Consider the following 24,444-nt stretch of genomic DNA (forward strand, 5'->3'; position numbering starts at 1 on the left):
GCTTTATACACCTCGTTGTAGTCTAAAATACATATTTTGCTACGTATACCGTATCATATGAATTTTAAGATTTTGTAAAGATAATAGAAAGGTTTTCTTTTAAAATTTTCTCAATATGTTTTTTTTGACGAAGTGACTGATATTCTTCAGCAATTGGTGCACCATTATAGTAAACGTATAATGTATACTCGCCATCTTTTTCTTTTAAATCTATCGACTCAACAGCACTTGTATGAGAGATGTTGAGCGCATTAACAAATTTTATAATGCCACCAAGTGATTGAACATTATCCAATTCTTTACCACGTAGCCATTCCGTCTCATGACTAAAGAATTTTAACAGTGATTTATTTTTAAAACTTGCAAGCAATGCTAATTTAACGCGGTCCTCATGTTTGAAACCATCAATCATAGAGTTAGCAATAATATAATATGTGTGCGGTGAACTAGAATCTGAATCAATAAATCTACCTAAGTAATACAGGTAAGCACCCTCGGCAAATAATGTTTTTTCGTCATCTGATACCTCAATTTTATCTAAATTGATAAGTTGTTTTAATAAAGACTGTGCCAATTTAACACGTTGATTTGCGCTCGATTCCTCTATGCCATATTCATTAGCTAAGTGGAAAAGGGCATCTTTTCTAATGTTTTCTTTTTTAAATTCTGTTGGATAACGCTCACTAATAATATTCATGGCATAGCCTTCGCGTAAACCTTTACGAGAAAATGTAAACTGCGAAGCTTCTATTTTATTAAACAGTACTTTAAAGACGGAGACAGCAGGCAGTATAATATCTACACGATCTCTACTTAAACCATCGATGTCTTTCAATTCATCACGAGAACTTTTTTTAAGTATAGAATATACCTCATCGATATTATCGTCCGTCATTGTATAATTATGGACACCGCCAATAGGGTATGAATGTTCAGATTGATGGATGCGTGCAACATTACGAGCTGAACCGCCTATCCCAACTAAAGCGACTTCTTGGTCTTTTAACCAAGTGAGTTGATCAAATTGTTTAGATAAAAATTTCTCCATATCTTTGATTGAAGATTTATCATTATGATCTTTACCGTCAAAGAATTTACGCTGTAAAGTGACGACACCAAATGGAAAACTGTGTGCTTCTATTAACTTTTTGTCTTTAAAAAGTGTAACTTCTGTAGAACCGCCACCGATGTCGACAGAAACACCATCTTGGATGTCTGTGGTATGAGTAATGGCATAAAAACCATAAAATGCTTCTTCTTCTTCAGGTATTAACTTGATTTTTATATTCAGTTCTTTTTTGATGTTTTCAATAATTTTGTCTCTGTTTGTTGATTGTCTAATTGCCGCTGTAGCAATGGGATGTAATTCAGTTACTTCAAACTTATCTGCTACAGTTTTAAAACTGCTTAATGTCTTAGTTAATACTTCAATACCTTCGTTGTTCATCGCCAAATCTTTTGTTAAATATTGGCTTAGCCTTGCTGGTGTTTTAATGTTCAATAATTCGTTTAGACCTGTTTTTTTATCAAATTCGAAAATAACTAACCTGATTGTATTTGAACCGATATCAATTAATCCTATACGTTCCATGTTTGCCTCCTATGTAAAAAATGAGGTTCTATCATATGCTCTATTTTGTTTACCCTGTTCTTTCCTATATATTACATTAAAAAATAAAATTTGTGATTAAAAATTTTCATATTGTCCAATGTAAATACAAATAAGTCAATTGTTTGAATGATAATGATGAAAAAAACCAAGCATACAGTAACATCGCTACTTGTATGCTTGGTTATAATCGTTTATTTAACCTGTAAAGGACCGCCTGGACCTAATGGCCAACCTAATAAATACCAGATAATCATAAATAAAGGCCATACGATACTTAACACAATTGTATAAGGCATTAGACTCGATAATAATGAGCCTAACTTCATGTTATTATCATATTTTTGTGCATATGATAATAACAGTGGTAGGTAGGGCATCATCGGTGTAATCGGATTACTTATTGAATCTCCGATGCGATAAAGCATTTGTGTGAAAGCAGGATGGAAACCTACAAGCATGAGCATAGGTATAAAAATAGATGCTAAAATGCCCCATTTGGCAGAAGCGCTACCAATCAATAAATTGATGATTACGCTTAACAAAATAATGCCTAAGATAAGTATGATGCCATTTTGACCTTGTAATAAGGCGGCTCCCTTAACAGCAACGATAACGCCTAAATTACTCCATTCTAAAAATGCTAGTAGTTGTGCTGCAAAAAATACGATGACGATAAATGAACCCATCGACGACATAGAATCAGCTAACATTTTACCTAAATCTTTAGAGTTTTTAAATTCCTTCATCATTAAACCATAAACTAAACCAGGTACTAAGAATAAAACAAGGATAATTAGCCCAACGCCATTAATAATAGGGGCATCGTTAAGTAAGCTACCTGTTTTAGCATTTCTTAAAAAACTGCCTTGAGGTATAGCTAAAATAATAAGTAACGCAACCATGATGAAAAAACTTATATTTGCCCAAAATACAGCGCGATTTTCTTCTGTTGTCAGTCCAGTATTTTCATCATCAACTTGAATATCAGAATTTGAGTCGTCGTATGAACCTAATCTTGGAATAACAAAGCGCATAGTTACCCAATAAACGGCGGGGAGTAAAACAAGTACACTTGCAGCAATAAAATACCAATTCATGGCCACATTGACATGAACATTGTCAGAAACAATTTTAGTCGCAGGTTCAGTAAATGCATATAATAAGGCATCTGACATACCGATCATGATATTTGCTGAAAACCCACCAATGGCTGATGCGTATGCCATCGCTAATCCTGCAATAGGGTGATATCCCAATTTAATAAATACCATGGCAGTTAACGGGGGTAAAACGATAGGTGCAGCATCACCAGCTGCATTACCTAAGATTCCAATAAGTATGATGACTGGAACGATAAATTTTTTAGGTGCTTTATGTACAACTTGAACCATTAATTTGTCAAAATAACCTGTTTTTTCAGCGACACCTACACCAAGCATAACAGCTAATACGAGACCTAGAGCTGGGAATTCAGAAAAATTCTTCACAGCATCATTTAATATCATCATTAGACCGTCTTTACTTAAAATACTCTTAATAGCAATTGTATCTCCAGTACCAGGGTGTTTTACGGTGATGTGAAATAGTGAAACAATCCATGTGATAATAGCAAGTCCTAAGCACATCAAGAAAAATAAAATACTAGGATCAGGTAGTTTATTACCAACTTTTTCTACAATATTTAAAAATCTATCTACGAGTGTCGGTTTATGCTTTGTATTTGAAGTCATATGTACTACCTCCTAATTAAGTTATCGAAAGTATATCAGAATAATCTTTTTAATTGAACAAATATTCTGAAAATAAATATGTGCTTAAGAAAAAATTTACACATATGCATGTAAAAAAGTATCAAAAAGCGTAATCAAGTTTCAATTTTCTAGAAAAAGGAAATTATATAAAGAAACGTTTTTTACAGAACTGGAAATACATTTTTTAGATAGGAGAAGTGATGAATGATGGGAAGATTAAATAACAAAATCGCTATTTTGACAGGTGCAAGTACAGGTATTGGTGCTGCCTCAGCAAAAGTATTAGCGAATGAAGGTGCGCATGTATTGGCAGTGGATATTTCAGAAAAAGTGCATGACACTGTCAAAGAAATCAATAATGCAGGCAATACAGCTTCAGGTTATATCGTAGATGTGTCCGATGCGCACGCAGTTGAACGCTTTGCTCAAGCAATTAAAGAAAAGCATGAAAAAATAGATGTGCTCTTTAATAACGCTGGTGTTGATAATGCGGCGGGGCGTATTCATGAATATCCAGTTGAAGTATTCGATAAGATATTAGGTGTTGATTTAAGAGGTACATTTTTAATGACTAAGTTTTTACTACCGCTTATGATGGATGAGGGCGGTTCGATTATCAATACGGCATCATTTTCTGGGTTAGCTGCAGATTTAAATCGTTCAGGTTATAATGCAGCCAAAGGTGGGGTCATTAATTTCACGCGTTCGACTGCGATTGAATATGGTCGTGAAAATATTAGAGCAAATGCTATTTCACCAGGTACGATTGAAACACCACTTGTAGATAAATTAACAGGTACGGCTGAAGATGAAGCGGGTAAAGCATTTAGAGATAATCAAAAATGGGTTACACCATTAGGTAGATTAGGAACACCTGAAGAAGTTGGCAAACTTGTAGCTTTCCTTGCGTCTGATGACAGTTCATTTATAACGGGTGAGTCTATCACAATAGATGGTGGTGTTATGGCGTATACATGGCCAGGAGAAATGTTAAGTGATGATAGTTGGAAAAATACAACGAAATAATTTGGTAGCTGTTTTTATGAACGAATGTGAAATGTAATAAAATCCACACAGTAACTGATTAAACTCAGTCTCTGTGTGGATTTTAATTTATAATTAGGTTAGCGAATATTACCAGATAATTTGATCGACAACATCATTATTTAATGATTTTACAATCTCAGTTACAAGCGCTACCGAATTTTTATAATCATCTGTGTGTAAAACGGACACATTAGAATGCATGTAACGCAATGCAACCCCGATAGAGACGGTTGGTGTGCCTTCATTAGCGACATGAATGCTGCCGGCATCAGTACCGCCACCAGCAGTGGTATCTAATTGAACAGTAATATTATGTTTTTTAGCCACGTCTTTAATATGTTTTGTGAAACCAACATGACCAATGTTGGATGCGTCCATAATAATCACAACCGGCCCATTACCAATAGCCGTATCACTGACTTGGCCTGACATACCTGGCGTATCATAAGCAATGGCAACATCAACGGCAATTGCCAAATCAGGTTTGATTTTATTGGCAGCAACTTTGGCGCCACGCAGACCGACTTCTTCTTGTACATTTGCGCCAGCCACCAAGTTGATATCTATCGCTTCATTCTTTAAATTTTGTAATACATCTATGGCAAGTGCACAGCCATAGCGGTTATCAAATGCTTTAGCAGTTAAGTATTTTTGATTAGCCAATGTTTCGAATTCACTGTATGGCGTCACCATATTACCGATTTCGATGCCAAATTGTTCTGCCTCTTTTTTACTCTTAACACCAATATCAATAAACATTTCTTTCATATCAATTGTTTTTTTACGTTCCTCTGGTGATAATACGTGAGGGGGTTTTGAACCGATGATACCTCTGATTTTTTTACCTTCATCTGTTGTAATCGTTACCTTTTGCGAAAGCATGACCTGGTTCCACCAACCGCCAATGGGTGTGAATTTTAAGAAACCATTGTTATCAATTTTAGTAACGATAAAACCAACTTCGTCTAGATGACCTGCAACCATTAATGTTTTATCTCCATTAGTAGCTGATTTTTTACCAAAAATACCACCAAGATTGTCTTCGATAATTTCATCGCTTACGGGTATTAAATAATCGTTCATTAATGCTTTGACTGCCATTTCGTGTCCAGCAATGCCATCGACATCCGTTAGTGATTTTAGTAATTTTACTGAATCATTCATAAGAATTCCCCCTTAAAAATTAATGTGTATCTATATTTTACCATTTAGAATTTAATAATATAGTTTTTTGATTGAATACAAATTCAAATCATAAGAAACAATAATGATTGTTAATCCTTACTGAAATACTAAGACTAAATGAGTGCAATATGTAATGTGTCATGTTTCAATAGTATTATAGATAAAGTGGAGGGATTAATTATGACAGAAGTTAAACATCTAACATTTGGTTCGAAAAATGCGCCAATAACAATTGAGTCGTTTATCAATTTTGCATGTCCGTTCTGCAAGAACTATTTTAAAGCAGCAGATCATGCACTCACACCTCATATTGAGTCAGGTGAAGTGCAACATGTCGTTAAACATTTTGATAAAACAAAACAAGCATTATTAAAAGGAACAGTTGCAAACATTCATTTAAATTATGACAAGCCTGAAGAAACATTAGCAATTATTCGCCAATTATACGATACACAAGATCAATGGAAAGTAAGTTTTGCCACAGTTGAAGATAAAATGGCAAATGAATTTAATTTAACACCTCAAAAAGATGCAGATGAACGCTCTTTAGCAATCAATGAAGAAACATTTGAACGCGGTATTAAAGGGATACCCACTGTATTTATTAATAACGAAAAATTTGAATTTAACCCCTTAAAAGATGAACAAGATAAAATTGAGTCATTGTTAAATGAAGCTATTTCTAAATTAAAGTAATCTATAAAATAAAAAAGTCTCAAGCGTTAAAGTGATTACTTTAACGTTTGAGATTTTTTTTGGCTTAGCTTGGATTAAATAATGTGAATTGCAAAAGTATTGAGTAGTTCAATGCTTATTATTTATTTTAACTTTAGCGAACTTAATCAGTTAAGCGTGTTCAATCAATTTTAATTTATAGTCTTGTATAGATTGGATACCACCATCTTTATTTTTAATGATAATATGTTCTTTTGTAATTTTTGTAGGGGAATCTACGCCTACAGCTGCAGAAATATTAAATAAGCCTTCATGTAAACTTGTAATAAAATTAGTGACACGATATTTTTTCTCATCGATGATTAATCCTTTTTCACGTTTAGGATCAGTCGTTGCCACACCTACTGGACAAGTATTCATATGACATTGTTGGCTCATAATACACCCAACACTAATCATCATGCCACGGGCGATGTTTACCAAGTCTGCGCCAAGTCCTAATGCGATAGCTATCTTATCTGGCGTTATCAATTTGCCTGATGCAAAAACTTTAATTTGATCTCTAATACCATATTTTTCCAATAATGCTGTTAAAATAGGAAGCGCTGTAAATAGAGGTAAGCCGACACCATCTTCTAATTCTTGGAATGTTGCACCAGTACCGCCTTCTCCTCCGTCGATGGTAATGAAATTAGGATATTGCTGATTTTCAACCATTGTACGAACAAGGTTTTCTACTTCAGATACTTTGCTAATGACCATTTTAAAGCCAACAGGTTTTTGTCCGGTTTGTTGTAATTCATGGACCCAATTCAATAAGGCATCTAGACTGTCGATATGCTCAAAACGGTTAGGTGAGTTTATTGTCACCCAAGGTTCTACTTTTCTTATAGAAGCGATTTCTTCTGTGACTTTGTTGCCTTGCATGTGGCCACCACGTGTTTTGGCGCCTTGTGCTAATTTGATTTCAAATGCTTTAATATGTTGATTATGGGATAAATCGATAAAAGCTTGTTGGTCAAACTTTCCTGCTTTATCACGAACACCAAATAAGCCTGGTCCAATTTGAAATATAATATCAACGTTTCCAGATAGATGATGTTCCGATAAACCACCTTCGCCCGTGTTCATCCATGTACCAGCTTGACCCAGCCCTTTTGAAAGGGCAGTGATAGCACGGCTACCTAAAGCGCCATAACTCATACCCGATTGACCTACTAAACGTTTTATTTTAAATGGATGCTCAAGTTGAGCACCTAATATAATTTGGTCTTCATCTGATAAATAGTAAGGATCTATTTCAACTTTTGTTCTATGTTCATCACGGTTAAACAAGCGTTCGTTATCAATTTTATAAATAAAAGAAGAAATCATAGGTGATTGGTCGATATGTAACTCAGCTGTTTGTAAAGGAAACATCGTGTTTTGTATATAAAAACCATCTTCATAATCGTGTTGTGTTCCAAAACTTGTCATTCTAGAATTATATTTACCCGCAACGACAATATTTGTAAAATCATTTCTTGAAAATGGTTTACCTTTGGTATCAGCCAAAAATAAATACTGACGTAATTCAGGCCCAATTTTTTCTCCAAAATAACGTATGCGTGCAAGTAGTGGATAATTGCGTAGCACACTATGTTGCTTTTGTCGTTTATCTTTAAAAAGTAACACTGCCCCCATTACCAGAACACTAAATAAAAAGAATACAATTATAATATTAACGATAAATTGCAAGGTAGTTAATATAGTCATAAAAATCAGCCCCCCTATGTTAATTATATAGTACAACAAAATGAACATATTACAATAATATAGTGAGTTGAATAAGTAAGTTATTTGAGATTATAATATTTTAGAAAGGAAGTTGATAAAAAATTTAATAATTTGTATATACACTATAAGTAGACATGATATATTTAGTATATGTACGAATTAGGAAGGTGTCATATGACTGAGAAATCAACCGAATTAAAAAATAATAATCAGCAAGATAAAAGTGTTTGGGATAACAAAAAAATTGTAAAAAGAGATTTTTGGCTTATTCCAATTTATTTATTAGCGAATAACATCATGCCACTCTTGTTATTTGCTGCTATATATATTGTCTATTCAGTATTTAATTTTAAAAATGAAGCTTTTGTAACTGATGAAAACATACTAATTATGGGTGGCTTGCTTGCCGAAATCGTTATATTAGTTAGTTTTTATGCAATGCATTTAAAAGATCGTTTAATACCGATTTCCAACCAACGCATTCATGCAATCCCTAAATATCTGTTTATCATCGTGGCGACTTATATTGTCACACTTGGATTAAATAGTTTATATGATTGGATGATGGAATTTTTACCTAAAGGATTGCAATATACAGAAACTCAAAATCAAATGCTTTTAGAAAAAATGTTTGAAAATAATTGGATGTTACCATTTCTATTTATAGATATTGTCATACTCACACCAATCATCGAAGAACTATTATTTAGACATTTAATTATTCATGAGTTAGGCAAAAAGATAACATATACTGTTGCCTCGATACTCTCAACGATATTATTTGCAAATGTGCATGTGTTAGGTGCCACATCACCATTTGAAATCGGTAGTTATCTCATCATTGGGGCTGGTTTAGCCTTTGTATATGTGAAGAGCGGAATGAATTTGGCTGTTTCAATAACATTACATGCATTAAATAATCTCATATCATTTATAGCTATCGTTATTTTAAAATAAATGATTTTTGAGCTTATTGATGAAACAAGCTATTAAAATTGAAAAGTTAGGGAATAGTAATGCGAGAAATTAAAAAAGGTGGGCTTCTATGTTAGAACTAAAAAACATAACATATAAGATAGATAACCGGGATATTATCAATGATATAAATTTAAAAATTGAGGCAGGCGATACGATAGCAATTGTAGGGCCTTCCGGAAGTGGTAAAAGTACATTGTTGCGTTTGATTAGTAATTTGATTAGCCCAACAAAAGGAGAACTATATTTAAATGATAAGCCTTACGAACAAATAAACCCAGAACAACTACGTATGAATGTAAGTTATCTATTACAAGAAAGTGATTTATTTGATAGAACTATCGGAGAAAATCTAGCTTTTCCAGCAGAAGTTAGACAAGATAAATTCGATCGTAAACAAGCTAAACGTTTATTGAAAACAGTAGGTTTAGGTCATTATAATTTTAATACACGTGTTGAACATTTATCCGGTGGTGAAAGACAACGTATTACGATAGCGAGACAACTCATGTACACACCAAAGGTATTGCTTCTAGATGAAGCGACAAGTGCTTTGGATGTGCATAATAGTGAAAAAATAGAATCCTTAATCTTTAAATTGGCTGATGAAGGCGTTGCTATTTTATGGATTACACATAGTAATGATCAAAGTAATAGACATTTTAAAAAGAAAATTAGAATTGTGGATGGCAAAATCGATAAGGAGGAGCGTTTATCATGAGTACAACTGCACTAGCATTAACGGGTCTCCTCTTACTTTTTCCGATTATTGTTTCTTACAAAGAAAAATTACATATTATTAAAGATTTATTAATTGCGACGGTTAGAGCAATTATTCAATTAATTATTCTCGGCTTTCTATTGCATTTTATATTTGGTGTGAATCAAACATGGCTATTAATCGTATTTGTACTAGTCATTATTATTAATGCTTCGTGGAATACAATTAGTAGAGCATCTCCAGTAATGCATCATGTATTTTGGATTTCGTTTGTTGCCATTTTTGTTGGTGTAGCGTTACCTCTAGTTGGTGTCGTTTTAACAGGGGCGATAGAGTTTAAGCCTAATGAAGTGATACCGATTGCAGGTATGCTAGGTAGTAATGGTTTAATTGCTATAAATTTAGCCTATCAAAATTTAGATAGAGAATTTGTGAAAGAAATGAGCCAAATTGAATCTAAGTTAGCACTTGGTGCGAATCCCAAATTATCTTCTAAAGAAACGATACGTAATAGTGTGAAAACGGCGATTGTACCAACAATTGATTCCGTTAAAACGTATGGTATTGTTTCGATACCAGGTATGATGACCGGCTTAATTATTGGAGGCGTAGAGCCGTTACAAGCTGTTAAATTTCAATTAATGGTTGTCTTTATTCACACAACTGCGACGATTATGTCTGCGCTTATTGCGACTTATTTAAGTTATAAACAATTCTTTAATCACCGCGATCAACTGATAAGTAGACATTTAAACCAAGAAGACGCATAAATATTGGATAGACGGCGAGTATAAAAAGCACTGTTCAGCATTTTAATAAAAATTTTAAAAAGAATTGAGCAGAGCTTTATTGTTATGTTTCAATATAAACACGAATCTGAGATATCTATTGATGTCTCAGGTTCTTTTTTTGTATGGTTGGATATTTGCTGTGAGAGCAAATTCAGAAGTGTTCAAATGTGTTGACGTATGGTTTATAATGTAATAGTTATGTAAAAATTTACATCTTAATTTAAGGGAGGAGTGAAAAGATGTCGATTATGAGAATTGCCACCTTTATTTTGAGTATCTTTATCGTAGGTATGGTTGAAATGATGGTTGCAGGGATTATGAATTTGATGAGCATTGACTTGCATGTTTCGGAAGCGATTATTGGACAGTTAGTGACGCTTTATGCCATCACATTTGCCATTGCAGGACCTATATTAGTGAAAATAACGAATCGGTTTTCTCCAAGACCTGTATTATTATATGCATTGCTTGTTTTTATTGTCGGAAATATGATCATTGCTTTTGCACCTAATTTTTCTATTTTAGTATTTGGACGCATCATATCATCTGCAGCAGCAGCACTTATCGTGGTTAAAATATTAGCGCTAACAGCTTTATTAACTGCGCCACAACATCGAGGGAAAATGATAGGTATTGTTTATTCAGGCTTTAGTGGCGCAAATGTACTTGGTGTACCAATTGGGACAATTATCGGTGACTTAGTTGGATGGAGATATACATTCTTATTTATTGTCTTTGTAAGTGTGTTAGTAGGTATATTGATGTATTTCTATGTACCACAACCTCAATATCAAACGGTAAATACAGAGTCTAGTACTAAGCAGCGTGAAAGTAATTATTCTAAAATACTTAGACCAGGAGAAGTCGCTAAGTTTTTAGCTATCACATTCTTATTGCTAGTTGCAAATTCTGTGACATTTATTTATATTAATCCACTTATGTTATCAAGTGGTCATGACTTATCCTTCGTATCGATTGTATTATTAATCAATGGTGTTGCAGGTGTTATTGGAACATCGATGGGTGGGTTCCTTTCAGATAAATTGACGAGTAAACGTTGGCTAACGATTGCCACTATTATATTTATCACGATGATGTTACTGTTGAATTTATTCTTATCAGTGACAGGCGTATTATTAATGATTATCTTCATATGGAATATCATGCAATGGAGTACAAATCCAGCTGTTCAAAGTGGTATTATAGAACATGTTGAAGGTGATACAAGCCAAGTGATGAGTTGGAATATGTCTAGTTTAAATGCGGGTATCGGCATTGGTGGTATTGTCGGTGGTCTAGTTGTTTCTAAAATAGATGTTTTAGCAACTACGTACTTCACTGCAGCCATCGCATTCGTAGCTTTTATTTTAATCATTAGTCTAAAGCAAATGACTAAATTTAATAGAGCCTAAGGTAAATCAATTACACTTATAAAATGAACAGTGCTTTGTATATAAAAGTGGACTTACATTCTCAATGTAGAAGAGAGGATGTAAGTCCTTTTTTTAATTTATAAAGTTGATTTTTCTATTGATTGGGCTGTATTAAAATGAATATCGCTAAGTGCAATTTTATTTTTCTTATTAGAAACTTGCGCAATAATAGCGGAAAGTAAAATATAAATTAATGTACCAATAATATAACCTATTTTTAAATCAGAAATTAATAAATAAGATTGATACAATAGCACAATAATAGCAATGATTGCCATCGTTACAAGTATTGGATAGGGTACTTTAAATGGCGATTGCTTATAAGCATCTGGATATTTTTTGGGTAGTTGCGTAGAAGCTAAAGCTGGAAAAGCAAAAACAATTAATGAAATCCCAGTACCTAACTGTGCTACAACATTTAGTGACATACCTGTAATAATAGGTAATGCACCAATAATGTAGAAAAGTAATAAAAGCCAATGAGGTGTACCAAATCGTTTGTTCACACTACCTAAACGTTTAGGTAAATAACCATCGTGTATTGCAACTAATAAACTTTTAGTTACCCAAGTAAACGTTGAATTGAGTGTAGTCGCTAATGCGAACATTGCGCCCCCAACCATGAAGAAGATGAATACTGGGGTCGGCAAGACTTCTTGCGCAACACTCGTTAATGGTCTGCCAGCAACCTCTGGAATTGGTAGTACCCCTACAGCAATAGAAGCGATAAAAGCGTATAACAAACCTACAAATATAGTTGCAATGATAATGACTATTGGAATATCTCTTTTTGGATTTTTCATTTCTCCACCTAGTTCAGCAACAACTTGCGCGCCACCAGTTGCAAACGAAACAAGCCCAACGGCAGTAAAGAATCCTGTGAATCCATCCGGAAGCATGGCATGCATATTAAAAACACCAAAATCCACATGTGGCAGACCGAAAATGATAAAACAAGACAAAGCAATAATTAGAATGACAACCATTAAATTACCAATGATAGATGCTGACTTAATACCAATGATATTAACAATAAATAAAATGGTAAGTAAGGCAAAAGCAACAAGTCTAACAGGAATACCTGGTAAGAGTCCTTCTAAGTATTGTGCGAATGATAAAGCATATAAAGATAATGTAACCTGTAAAAAGATGAATAATAATAACCAAAATATCCCGATTTTAGGGGACAATAAACGACTTGTATACTGATACATACCACCAGTCGTAGGTAATGTGGATCCTAATATGGCAATTGGGAACATCGTTAGTAATGTAATGATTGCGGATAAGATAAATGCGGGTGTGATACCACTTCCGGTCATTTGTATGCCAATGCCTGTTAGCGACATGACGCCAGCACCGATAATTTGACCTATAGCAATACCCATTACATCCGTAAAGCCTAATACTTTTTTTAAGTTTGTTGCTTGTTGCATTCAATCACCTCTAAATTATATGTATTTTTAAAAATAATAAAAAAATTATAACATAATTATCCCTTAATTCATAGTAAACTTATCGGAAAACAAGAGTTAAGTTTTTGAAAAAGCTAATTATAGATAAATAAAAGGTTTTCATAGTAGAATAAAGTTAATAAAAAAATTATTAAGAGGTGTAATTTTTATGACTAATGAAAAAGAAAATATTAAAGTAAATGCATTTATTGATAGATTGAAACAATGGCAAGAGGAATTTAAAATTTTACGTGAAATTATAAATGAAACGGAATTAACTGAAGATTATAAATGGATGCATCCTTGCTACACGTTAGATGATAAAAATGTCGTTATCATACAAGACTTTAAGCATTATTGCGCATTACTTTTTGAAAAAGGTGCTATTATGGAAGATCCTTATCAATCACTTATACAACAAACTAAAAATGTACAAGCAGCAAGACAATTACGTTTCGAAAGTTTAGATGAAGTTAATCAACGTAGAGACGAGATTAAATGGTATGTTGAAGAAGCGATTAGAATAGAAAAATCAGGTAAGAAAGTACCTATGAAAAAACTGAAGACTATGATATGCCTGAAGAATTACAAGCAAAATTAGATGCAATGCCAGAATTAAAAGAAGCATTCAATAACTTAACGCCTGGTAGACAAAGGCAATATATGTATCATATTGGTCAGGCAAAGAGAGCGGCAACACGTGAAAATCGAGTAGAAAAATATATTGATTATATATTGGATGGCAAAGGCATGAATGATTAAATACTTGAAAGCATTTGTATAAGTAAAAGAAGTTATCATGTGAACGACGTATGCAAAAATACAAAGCGGATTGCCTTATGAAGGTTAACGCTTGAGTTATGATAAAATAGCACACATTTTAGTTTAGCATCCAAAAATGAAGTTGCAACTTTATCATATATCGTATATAGTTTGCTCGAATATAAAACTACGGTTAAGTCATATTTTGAAACGTATTTTGAGAAAGAAGGTGTATGAATGCCGAGAGTTTCCAAGAGGATACAATTACTACAAGCTGCTGCAGCAATTGTAGATGAGCAAGGTAGTGAATATTTAACGCTAGATGCCGTTGCCAAAAAGGCAGGTGTCAGTAAAGGTGGGCTATTGTATCACTTTAAAAACAAGTTTGCATTAATTCAAGGTCTTGTTGATCATGCCGATGAATTATATAGAGAAAATGTGAATGGACATGTACATGCAGATAAACAAGACCAAGGGAAATGGGCACGGGCGTTTATTGAAGCGACGAGATCTCATCGTTCAGAAAATGGATCGATTACCTCAGGAATGCTTGCTGCACAAGGTATTAATAGCAATTTGTTATTACCTTTACAGGACACTTATAAAGAGTGGCAAACTAATATTGAAAATGATGGATTAGACAAAGTAGACGCTACAATTATTCGTCTGGCAGTGGATGGTTTGTGGCTTTCAGAAATATTTGGACTAGATGGACTTGATGAAAACATGAGAGAACAAGTTTTGAATAGATTAACCGAATATACGCACCCCAATAAAAATCAAGAAAGCAATGGCTAAATGTTCTAAATTAATAAAAAAATAATAAAATGTTTAATTCATGTAAACCACTGATAGTATAAGGATAATCAACTTTTGAATGTTGTTTATCCTTATTTTTTATATTTATAAAACTTGAAACTAAACCGTCTGGTTGGTACACTTAGCGATGTGTTAAATAACTCTGTGGAGGTTTATAATCAATGAAAAAAGTGATGCTAACAGCAGCTTTAACAGGTGCTGGAGATACTACAGCAAAGAATAAGTGTGTTCCTGTAACACCTCAAGAGATTGCTGAATCAGCAATAAAATGTGCAAGAGCAGGCGCGACAGTTGCACATATTCATGCGAGAGATCCAGAGACAGGTGGTATTAGCCACGATGTTGAATTTTTCAAAGAAGCCGTACGACTTATTAGAGCTGCAGATGAAGATATTATTATAAATATTACGTCAGGTGGTGGCGGAGATTTTATTCCAAACCTTGAAGATCCATATCTCGCTGCAGAAGGATCTGATATACAAACACCAGAAGAAAGACATGAACCGATAGGCAGCTTACTACCTGAAATGTGTACTTTAGATTGTGGTAGTGTCAACATGGGAGATACAGTTTATTTAAGTCCAACTGATTGGTTAAGAAAACAAGCTCAACTTGTAAAAGAGGCTGGTGTTAAGCCTGAATTAGAGTGCTTTGACAGTGGTCATATTTCATTCGCTAAGCAATTAATCAGTGAAGGATTAATTGATGGTGAACCAATGTTCCAATTTTGTTTAGGTATACCTTGGGGAGCTGAAAATGATCCAGAAACGATAGAATACTTTAAAACGCGTATACCGGAGCATGCCCACTGGTCAGCATTTGGTATTGGAAGAATGCAATTTCCAACGGTTGAAGAAGCAGCAAAGCGTGGCGGCAACGTTCGTGTTGGATTAGAAGACAATTTATATTTAGCCAAAGGTGTTAAGGCAACAAATGAGCAATTAGTTGAAAAAGCTGTCGAAATATTGAACGGATTAGATATAGAACCAATGACCCCGGCAGAAGCACGTAAAAAATATCAATTAAGAGATCCACAAGGAGGAGCATAATGAAGTTTGCAGTTGTAGGTACAGGCGTTATCGGAAGTGGATGGATTACTAGAATGTTAGCTCATGGGCATGAAGTCATTGCTACAGACCCAAGTGAAGGCGCATATGAAAGAATGTTAAAACAAGTGAAACAAAATTGGCCATATGCAGAACAATTAGGTTTAGCAGAAGGCGCTGCAATCGATAATTTAACATTTACACCTTATTTGGAAGAAGCGGTTAAAGATGCAGATCATATACAAGAAAATGTTCCAGAAATTGAATCTTTAAAAGATCAAGTGCTGACAGAAATTGATTTTTATGCGAAAACAGATGCAACGATTGGTTCGAGTACTTCTGGTATTATGCCATCAGAATTGCAACAAAATTTACAACATCCTGAGAGATTGATTGTAGCCCACCCATTTCATCCAGTTTATATTTTACCGCTCGTTGAAATCGTTCCTGGTAAAGCAACAACGGAAGCAACAACATTAAAAGCTGAAGAAATTTACGAAAGCATTGGTATGGATGTACTTCATGTTAGACATGAGATTGAAGGACATGTAGCAGATAGATTAATGGAAGCACTATGGAGAGAGGCATTGCACATTGTTAATGATGGTATAGCGACAACGGAAGAAGTTGATAAAGCATTTACACATGCTGCAGGTTTGCGCTATGCACAATATGGTCCATTCATGACTTTCCATTTGGCCGGTGGTGAAGGCGGTATGCGTCACATGCTGAAACAATTTGGTCCAGCTTTAAAAAAACCATGGACTAAATTAGTAGCACCAGAATTAACACAGGACCTGTATGAAGAAGTGGTCAATGGCTGTGAATCATCTTCTCAAGGACAAACAATGGCGGAACTTGACCAAAAACGTAATGAATTCTTAGTAAAAGTAAAACAACTTGCTGAGTCATATTGGCCAGAAGATACACCCTCTATGAAAAAGAAAACACAACAATCGGTGAAATAAAATGACAAACAAATTATATGAATACAAGACGCATGTAAATGAAGCTTGGGTCGACCATAATGGGCATATGAATGACGCAGAATATAATCGTGTATTTAGTGATGCAACGGATGCATGGCTCGCATTTTTAGGGTTAGATGTGCAAACAATTGAAACGTTGGACTACACTGTCTTTACTTTAGAAAACCACGTTATGTATTTAAAAGAAATTAAAGTAAATGAAGCGATTACTGCTTCAGTTGAGTTATTTGATTACGACGCCAAAAGATTACATGTGTTTATGACATTAAGTGATGAAGCAAATGATAAGTGTGCAACTTATGAGGTTATGTTAATGGGAATGAATACTAAATTGCATAAGCCTGATGCTTTTCCTACTGATATACAAAAAGCAATTGATGATTATGCACAACATGCTTCAATAAAAAAACAACCCAAAGAACTTGGACATCTTATTGGTATAAAACGTAAATAAAATTTTTGAATGAGTTTGAAACGATTGAATAAAAAGGTGTTAAAAATATTTTATATAACCAAATATTTGGTTATAAATTGTTTAATGTTATTTATTAATGTATCTTGTTATATATAGGATGATAAAATCAAAGCTAAATTGATTATTCTGTTTTGATTGTTTACACACGAATAAAGTAGGGCTATGTGTGCTCATGTTTTTACTTATTTTTTAGTATTTGTATAACATCCACAGATAGTCCTATATTTATTATGAAATATTTGAAATTGAATATGTACATAGAAAGGAATTGACTCATGTTAAGTATTAAAAACTTATCTAAAGTCTATGGTGGAGGAAAGAAAGCTGTAGATAATATTTCACTTGAGATTGAAGCCGGTGAATTTATTGCATTTATAGGGACAAGTGGTAGTGGTAAAACAACTGCTTTAAGAATGATCAATAGAATGATTGAAGCAACTGAAGGGCAAATAGCTATAAATGGCAAAGATGTTCGCAAAATGAACCCAGTTGAGCTACGTAGAAAAATTGGGTATGTGATACAACAAATTGGATTGATGCCACATATGACGATTAGAGAAAATATCGTATTAGTACCTAAACTTTTAAAATGGTCTCAAGAAAAGAAAGAGAAAAAAGCTAAAGAACTGATAAAATTAGTGGATTTACCAGAAGAATTTTTAGATAGATATCCTTCGCAGCTCTCAGGAGGACAACAGCAACGTATCGGTGTTGTGCGTGCGTTAGCAGCAGAACAAGATATCATTTTAATGGATGAACCATTTGGCGCGTTAGATCCAATTACGAGAGATACGTTGCAAGACTTGGTTAAAGAACTACAACAAAAGTTAGGTAAGACCTTCATTTTCGTTACACATGATATGGATGAAGCTATTAAACTGGCAGATAAAATTTGCATTATGTCTGAGGGACGTGTCATACAATTTGATACGCCAGACAATATTTTAAGACATCCTGAAAACGATTTCGTAAGAGACTTTATTGGTCAAAATAGATTGATTCAAGATAGACCTAACATGCGTACAGTTAAAGATGCGATGATTAAACCTGTAACAGTTCATGCGGATAGCTCATTAAATGAAGCAGTTAAGATTATGAGAGATCGTCGTGTTGATACCATCTTTGTTGTGGGTAACAATCGTAGATTACTTGGATATTTAGATATTGAAGATATCAATCAAGGTTTACGTGGAAATAAAGAACTGATTGATACAATGCAACGCGATATCTATCGCGTAAGAATAGACAGTAAATTACAAGATTCAGTTCGTACAATATTGAAAAGAAATGTAAGAAACGTACCTGTAGTGGATAGTGATGAAGAAACGTTAATTGGATTGGTTACGAGAGCAAACTTAGTAGATATCGTGTATGACAGTATCTGGGGAGAAACAGATGAAGACGATGATGCTACACAAGACGCAATTGTTGAGCCCGATAATGTAGGAGCTGATAAGTAATGAAACAATTCATAGAGCAATATGGTGGGCAACTGATTTCCAAAACAGTCGAACACTTTTATATCTCAATGATCGCTTTGTTAATTGCAATCGTAGTCGCAGTACCATTAGGTATTATACTATCCAAAATGAAAAGAACTTCAAACATTGTTCTCACAATTGCTGGTGTATTACAAACGATACCAACATTAGCAGTATTAGCTGTAATGATACCAATCTTTGGTGTTGGAAAATTACCGGCCATTGTCGCATTATTTATCTATGTACTACTACCAATATTAAATAACACAGTATTAGGTGTTAAGAATATTGATAGTAATCTTAAAGAAGCAGCAATCAGTATGGGGATGACACGCTTTCAATTAATGAAAGACGTTGAATTACCATTAGCTTTACCATTAATCTTGGGTGGTATTCGATTATCATCTGTTTATGTCATTAGTTGGGCAACACTTGCAAGTTATGTAGGTGCAGGTGGCTTAGGTGACTTTGTATTTAATGGATTGAACTTATATGACCCATTAATGATTGTGAGTGCAGCTGTATTAGTTACAGCATTAGCATTAATAGTGGATGTACTATTATCATTAGTAGAAAAATGGGCAGTACCCAAAGGATTAAAAGTATCCAGATAATTTAAGGAGGACATTATGAAAAAGATAAAACAGTATTGTATCGTGCTTGTACTGTGTCTGACGGTGTTATCTGGATGTAGTTTACCCGGTTTAGGTGGAAATAGCTCAGACGACGAGGTCAAAATCACAGCACTTGCAACGAGCGAGTCACAAATTATGTCTCATATGTTGAGACTATTAATAGAACATGATACAGAAGGAAAAATCAAACCATCATTAATTAACAACTTAGGATCGAGTACCATTCAACATAACGCACTCGTAAATGGTGATGCAAACTTATCAGGTGCCCGTTATAATGGTACGGATTTAACAGGTGCATTAAATGAAGATCCTATTAAAGATCCAAAAAAAGCTATGAAAGCGACACAAGATGGTTTCCAAAAGAAATTTGATCAAACATTTTTTGATTCATATGGATTTGCAAACACTTATGCATTTATGGTAACTAAAGCAACTGCTGAAAAATATAATTTAGAAACTGTGTCTGATTTAAAAGCGCATAGCGATAAATTGAAACTAGGTGTCGATAGTTCATGGTTAAACCGTGAAGGCGATGGTTATCCAGGATTTACGAAAGCATATGGCTTTGATTTTAATACAGTACGACCAATGCAAATCGGATTAGTATATGATGCATTGAATTCGAATAATTTAGATGTAGCAGTCGGGTATTCAACGGATGGTCGAATTGCCGCATATGATTTAAAAGTATTGAAAGATGACAAACATTTCTTCCCACCTTATGACGCAAGTTCAGTGGCGACAAATAATTTATTAAAACAGCATCCAGAATTAAAACCAACAATAGAAAAATTACACAATAAAATTTCAACGAGTGAAATGCAGAAACTTAATTATCAAGCTGATGGTGAAGGTCAAGAGCCTGCAGTCGTCGCTGAAAAATTCTTAAAAGCACATAACTATTTTGAAAATGATAAGAAAGGTGGTCATTAGTAATGGAAGGTAATTTATTTCAACAATTAATTGAATATTATTCAGTAAACTTTGGCTACCTATGGGATTTATTTATTAAGCATTTACTTATGTCTGTTTATGGTGTTCTATTTGCAGCTATTGTAGGTATTCCTATTGGTATCGTCATTGCAAGATATAAAAAATTGTCTTGGACAATTATTACCATTGCAAACATCATTCAAACTGTACCTGTTATTGCGATGTTAGCAATATTAATGTTAGTGATGGGACTAGGTCCTACAACTGTAGTGGTAACGGTATTCTTATACGCACTATTACCAATTATAAAAAATACATTTACTGGTATTGTTGGTGTCGATGAAAATATTAAAGATGCCGGTAAAGGTATGGGAATGACGCGCAATCAAGTCTTGCGTATGATTGAATTACCATTATCTTTATCAGTCATTCTTGGTGGACTGAGAATTGCGCTTGTTGTAGCCATCGGGGTTGTTGCAGTCGGCTCATTCATAGGTGCGCCAACTTTAGGTGACATTGTTATTCGAGGTACGAATGCAACAGACGGAACAACATTTATTTTAGCTGGTGCAATTCCAATTGCTTTAATTGCAATTTTAATTGATATCTTCTTAAGATTTTTGGAAAAACGTTTAGATCCATCTAATAAAACGCATAAGAAGAAAAAACACGAAACACAAAGTATTAATTAATAAAGGTTGTGACTGACTTTGGCAATATTATCAATAAACTATAATTCGACGACGATTGGTATGCATCATCCTTTTATAGTGATTTTACCTGAAGACGCTACTTATTTTGATTCAAATGCACAACCGAAAGCGTTGAAAACGTTATTGCTTTTACACGGACTTTCAAGTGACGAAACGTCGTATATGCGTTATACGAGTATTGAACGGTATGCAAATGAGCATCAATTAGCAGTAATCATGCCGAATGCAGATCATAGTGGTTATAGTAATATGGTGTATGGTCATAAATATTATGATTATATACTTGAAGTATTGGATTATGCGCATCAAATATTACCACTCTCGACTAGCAAAGAGGACAATTTTATTGCGGGACATTCGATGGGTGGCTATGGCACAATCAAATATGCGCTGTTAGAAGGTCATCGTTTTGCGAAAGCTTGTCCTTTATCTGCTGCATTTAACGCACAAGGTTTGATTGATTATGATTGGTATGATTATTCTGGATTTGCAATTGCTGGTCCAAATGCACAAGTAGCAAATACAAACTTAGATCCGTATTATTTAGTGGATGAAGCGATTAAGAAACAAAAAGAAATTCCCGAATTGCTTATCATGTGTGGTACAGAAGATGATTTATACCGAGACAATCAGCAGTTTGTACAATATTTAAATAAACGCCAAATACCAAACATATTTGAAGATGGACCTGGTGAACATGATTACGCATATTGGGATAAAGCGATACAACGTGCAATCAAGTGGTTCATAGAAGGAATATAGAAAATCAAATTGGAATGATATGAGTCACAAAAAAGCATCCTCATAGGGGGATGCTTCAGACTGTCTACAAAGTCTCCGACTTTGTTGGCAGTTTTTTTATGCACGCTTTCCGCGGGCACTGCCTTAGCCTGTAGTCTTCGGCTAGTGCTATTCCCGCAGGAGTCGGCATAAATCACTGCCTAAATTATAATATATAAATTAAACACATTAATAGGGATTGATTCCTATCTACATATTAGTTCCAAAAAATCATTTGTTAATTATAGTCTATTTAGCATTATATTTAGATTTTATTTATGAACTTATCGAAGACAAATATTGTCATATTAATAGCAGTCCATCTAAAGTACCTGTTATTTTACTAAAATATTACTTATACAAAGACAATTAGGAATCAAAAATAAGAAAAAAATTAAAATAGACAAACCCTGCACATTTATTGCGCAATGTTTGTCTATGTCTTGAGGGAGTAGGACAGAAATCAAATTTTTCAATTCAGTCATCTACTGCCTAAACGAAAAAGAGTCTGAGACAACTATTATGTCCAGACTCTTTTTTACGTATATTAGAAAAGTTTAAACTAATTTACAGTATAATTAAATGATTTAAATTCTTCTTCTAATTTACCTAAATGTCTTAAGGTAGGTGTCAATGCTGCAAAGAAAAATCCTTCTTTCAACTTACGTGCTTGTGGTGCTTTAGGAGAGTATGCTCTTGAACCACCATTGACCATAGACGCCTGATTAACTTCTAATAGTAAATATCCAGCTTCTTTTTTAAGTCGAATAAGTTCGCCAAATTGATTATCCAAATCATTTTTTGCAACAAGGTTATAAAAGTCTTGCTTGATCTGTTTATAGCGTGATTCAAAATCTGAAATGTCGTATTCTAAATATTTATTGATGCCATTTTGTGCGTCAGAGAATTTATGAATTAAATCAAGTGAAGCACGAACGGAACCTAGGGCAATAGGAACTTGTAGTGTTACAAATTTTGGTCGAATATCTGAGGCAAATGATTTTGCGTCATGCGTGATGATTTGCGTGTCAGGAATCAGTACATCATCCATCGTTATCGCAAATGTTGCTGAACCATTGACACCTAAGAAATTCGACTTCTCATCAAGTATAATACCATCTTGATTGGCATGTACAATAAACATTACTAATTCATCATCAGTTTCAGACTTTGAAATGGCCCCAAAGTAGTGATCAGAACCGATATTGCTTACTGCTGGAAGTCTACCGTTTACGTAAAATTTTCCCTCTTGATAATGGTGAGATAAATTGAAAGACTCTAAATCATTAAATGATTTCATAGGATTTGATAAACCAGTTGCGCCTAATATATCACCATTTAATAATGATTGTTGTAAATCATGATTTAAATGCGCTTGGTCAGCATTTTCTAAGTATGTTGAGAATGCGAGTTGGCACCATAAGCAAAATCCTGTAGTTAGACAAGATTTGGATACTTCTTCAATAATTTCTAAATTATTTTTCAAATCATTTTCTTTAAAATAACCTTCTTTAAATAAAGTTTGAATAAATTGTTTAGGATAGTGTGTACCTTCATCTATTTCAATTAAATATGGATCTAATTCATTTTCGATAAGTGTTTGTAAACTCATAATAACGTCTCCTTTATTCTCCGAATCGTTTTAGAATTAATTTTTCTAAATAACTAATAAATCTATCTATAATGAAGCCGAACAAACCAATAAAAAATATTGCGGCTAATACATCTTCTAAGTTCAACATATTTCTTGCATCTACTATCAAAAAGCCTAATCCAGACTGGGCACCAATCATTTCACCAGAAACTAAAAATATCCAACTCGTACCTACAGCCATATGAATACCACCCATAATATGTTTGAAGGCACCAGGGAATAAGATATTTTTATATAATTGCCAACCTGTTAAGTTAAGATTTGAAGCGATTTTTAAATATTGAGGTTCAATATGTCTAATGCCTTTAATTGTGTTAAAAACAATCGGAAAGAAAGCAGCGATAAAAATAATTGCCATAGCTGGTAAGCTACCGATACCAAACCAAAGTACAACGAAAGGTGACCAAGCGATAGGTGATATAGGTCTAATTAATTGTAAAAGTGGTTCGATGGCATGGAATAGTGCATTTACACGACCTAATAAAAATCCGATAGGAACACCGATTAAAATGGCAAGAACAAATCCGACTATGAAACGAAATAAACTAATAAACAAATGAGAAAATATTTCCCCGGAAATGATGAACTGCCAAATGCTCTTAGCAACAAGTAAAGGACCAGGTAAGAGGATAGGTTGATAATTTCCTATCCAAATCACGCATTGCCATATAAATAAGAAAATGATGAAACTAATAATAGGTAAAGTGAATTTTTTAGTTAATGCATGTGTCAAT

General features: G+C 33.9%; 22 protein-coding genes and 1 pseudogene. 16 read left to right on the forward strand and 7 right to left on the reverse strand.

The annotated features are described in order from the left end of the window. Window positions 1-64: 64 nt before the first annotated feature. Window positions 65-1,591, reverse strand: coding sequence for an exopolyphosphatase (gene ppx, locus SSP_RS02115; protein WP_011302401.1), 1,527 nt, complete (start codon window positions 1,589-1,591; stop codon window positions 65-67). 212 nt (window positions 1,592-1,803) lie between these two features. Then, window positions 1,804-3,342, reverse strand: a complete 1,539-nt coding sequence (locus tag SSP_RS02120; protein ID WP_011302402.1) for an AbgT family transporter — start codon at window positions 3,340-3,342, stop codon at window positions 1,804-1,806. A 228-nt stretch (window positions 3,343-3,570) separates the two neighbouring features. Here SSP_RS02120 and SSP_RS02125 point away from each other — a divergent pair, with 228 nt between their 5' ends. Then, the gene (locus SSP_RS02125) at window positions 3,571-4,389 is read left to right on the forward strand and encodes an SDR family oxidoreductase (RefSeq protein WP_041784887.1); all 819 of its coding nucleotides are present in this window, start codon (window positions 3,571-3,573) and stop codon (window positions 4,387-4,389) included. A gap of 108 nt (window positions 4,390-4,497) precedes the next feature. On the opposite strand, the gene SSP_RS02130 is transcribed toward SSP_RS02125, so the two are convergent. Beyond that, entirely contained in the window at window positions 4,498-5,574 is a 1,077-nt protein-coding gene (locus tag SSP_RS02130; RefSeq protein WP_011302404.1) for a M42 family metallopeptidase, read from the reverse strand. Between the two features lie 201 nt (window positions 5,575-5,775). Here SSP_RS02130 and SSP_RS02135 point away from each other — a divergent pair, with 201 nt between their 5' ends. After that, on the forward strand, window positions 5,776-6,291 hold the full coding sequence (locus tag SSP_RS02135) for a thioredoxin domain-containing protein (RefSeq protein ID WP_041784762.1): 516 nt from the start codon (window positions 5,776-5,778) through the stop codon (window positions 6,289-6,291). A 150-nt stretch (window positions 6,292-6,441) separates the two neighbouring features. On the opposite strand, the gene SSP_RS02140 is transcribed toward SSP_RS02135, so the two are convergent. Continuing rightward, window positions 6,442-8,025: an FMN-binding glutamate synthase family protein gene (locus SSP_RS02140; protein ID WP_011302406.1), complete on the reverse strand. Its 1,584-nt coding sequence runs from the start codon at window positions 8,023-8,025 to the stop codon at window positions 6,442-6,444. 195 nt (window positions 8,026-8,220) lie between these two features. Between SSP_RS02140 and SSP_RS02145 the strand changes: the two genes are divergently transcribed. The 4 genes from SSP_RS02145 (at window position 8,221) to SSP_RS02165 (ending at window position 11,945) form a co-directional block, all read left to right on the forward strand. Next, window positions 8,221-9,003, forward strand: a complete 783-nt coding sequence (locus SSP_RS02145; RefSeq protein ID WP_011302407.1) for a CPBP family intramembrane glutamic endopeptidase — start codon at window positions 8,221-8,223, stop codon at window positions 9,001-9,003. Between the two features lie 88 nt (window positions 9,004-9,091). Further along, entirely contained in the window at window positions 9,092-9,742 is a 651-nt protein-coding gene (locus tag SSP_RS02155) for an ABC transporter ATP-binding protein (protein WP_002482400.1), read from the forward strand. Then, a complete protein-coding gene (locus SSP_RS02160; protein ID WP_011302408.1) occupies window positions 9,739-10,512 on the forward strand; it encodes an ABC transporter permease in 774 nt (257 codons plus the stop codon). The genes SSP_RS02155 and SSP_RS02160 overlap by 4 nt, the downstream gene beginning before the upstream one ends. 260 nt (window positions 10,513-10,772) lie before the next feature. Further along, window positions 10,773-11,945 (forward strand): MFS transporter, encoded by a 1,173-nt coding sequence (locus tag SSP_RS02165; RefSeq protein WP_011302409.1) that lies wholly within the window; start codon window positions 10,773-10,775, stop codon window positions 11,943-11,945. Between the two features lie 98 nt (window positions 11,946-12,043). Here SSP_RS02165 and SSP_RS02170 read toward each other — a convergent pair whose 3' ends face one another. Further along, window positions 12,044-13,402, reverse strand: a complete 1,359-nt coding sequence (locus SSP_RS02170; RefSeq protein WP_011302410.1) for an APC family permease — start codon at window positions 13,400-13,402, stop codon at window positions 12,044-12,046. Window positions 13,403-13,589: 187 nt separating this feature from the next. On the opposite strand from SSP_RS02170, the pseudogene SSP_RS02175 reads away from it, so the two are divergent. The 10 genes and pseudogenes from SSP_RS02175 (at window position 13,590) to SSP_RS02220 (ending at window position 22,038) form a co-directional block, all read left to right on the forward strand. Further along, window positions 13,590-14,182 (forward strand): annotated as a pseudogene (locus tag SSP_RS02175) (YdeI/OmpD-associated family protein). Window positions 14,183-14,419: 237 nt separating this feature from the next. Next, window positions 14,420-14,980 (forward strand): TetR/AcrR family transcriptional regulator, encoded by a 561-nt coding sequence (locus SSP_RS02180; RefSeq protein WP_002482405.1) that lies wholly within the window; start codon window positions 14,420-14,422, stop codon window positions 14,978-14,980. 182 nt (window positions 14,981-15,162) lie between these two features. After that, window positions 15,163-16,050, forward strand: coding sequence for a 3-keto-5-aminohexanoate cleavage protein (locus SSP_RS02185; protein ID WP_011302413.1), 888 nt, complete (start codon window positions 15,163-15,165; stop codon window positions 16,048-16,050). After that, the gene (locus tag SSP_RS02190; protein ID WP_011302414.1) at window positions 16,050-17,015 is read left to right on the forward strand and encodes a 3-hydroxyacyl-CoA dehydrogenase NAD-binding domain-containing protein; all 966 of its coding nucleotides are present in this window, start codon (window positions 16,050-16,052) and stop codon (window positions 17,013-17,015) included. The genes SSP_RS02185 and SSP_RS02190 overlap by 1 nt, the downstream gene beginning before the upstream one ends. 1 nt (window position 17,016) lies before the next feature. Next, window positions 17,017-17,490: a thioesterase family protein gene (locus SSP_RS02195; RefSeq protein ID WP_011302415.1), complete on the forward strand. Its 474-nt coding sequence runs from the start codon at window positions 17,017-17,019 to the stop codon at window positions 17,488-17,490. A 296-nt stretch (window positions 17,491-17,786) separates the two neighbouring features. Next, window positions 17,787-18,971: a betaine/proline/choline family ABC transporter ATP-binding protein gene (locus SSP_RS02200; RefSeq protein ID WP_002482409.1), complete on the forward strand. Its 1,185-nt coding sequence runs from the start codon at window positions 17,787-17,789 to the stop codon at window positions 18,969-18,971. Then, window positions 18,971-19,606: an ABC transporter permease gene (locus SSP_RS02205; RefSeq protein ID WP_002482410.1), complete on the forward strand. Its 636-nt coding sequence runs from the start codon at window positions 18,971-18,973 to the stop codon at window positions 19,604-19,606. The genes SSP_RS02200 and SSP_RS02205 overlap by 1 nt, the downstream gene beginning before the upstream one ends. Before the next feature lie 15 nt (window positions 19,607-19,621). Then, a complete protein-coding gene (locus SSP_RS02210) occupies window positions 19,622-20,563 on the forward strand; it encodes an osmoprotectant ABC transporter substrate-binding protein (protein ID WP_011302416.1) in 942 nt (313 codons plus the stop codon). 2 nt (window positions 20,564-20,565) lie between these two features. Beyond that, entirely contained in the window at window positions 20,566-21,255 is a 690-nt protein-coding gene (locus SSP_RS02215) for an ABC transporter permease (RefSeq protein WP_011302417.1), read from the forward strand. Between the two features lie 18 nt (window positions 21,256-21,273). After that, complete coding sequence (locus tag SSP_RS02220; RefSeq protein ID WP_011302418.1) at window positions 21,274-22,038, forward strand: alpha/beta hydrolase; 765 nt, start codon at window positions 21,274-21,276, stop codon at window positions 22,036-22,038. Window positions 22,039-22,618: 580 nt separating this feature from the next. Here SSP_RS02220 and SSP_RS02225 read toward each other — a convergent pair. Continuing rightward, complete coding sequence (locus tag SSP_RS02225) at window positions 22,619-23,668, reverse strand: acyl-CoA/acyl-ACP dehydrogenase (protein ID WP_011302419.1); 1,050 nt, start codon at window positions 23,666-23,668, stop codon at window positions 22,619-22,621. A gap of 13 nt (window positions 23,669-23,681) precedes the next feature. After that, window positions 23,682-24,443 carry an ABC transporter permease gene (locus SSP_RS02230; protein WP_002482415.1) on the reverse strand — a complete coding sequence of 254 codons (762 nt, stop codon included), beginning with the start codon at window positions 24,441-24,443 and terminating at the stop codon, window positions 23,682-23,684. Between the last annotated feature and the right edge of the window lies 1 nt (window position 24,444).

Origin of the sequence: Staphylococcus saprophyticus subsp. saprophyticus ATCC 15305 = NCTC 7292 (genome assembly GCF_000010125.1) — a bacterium.
GTDB classification, from domain to species: domain Bacteria; phylum Bacillota; class Bacilli; order Staphylococcales; family Staphylococcaceae; genus Staphylococcus; species Staphylococcus saprophyticus.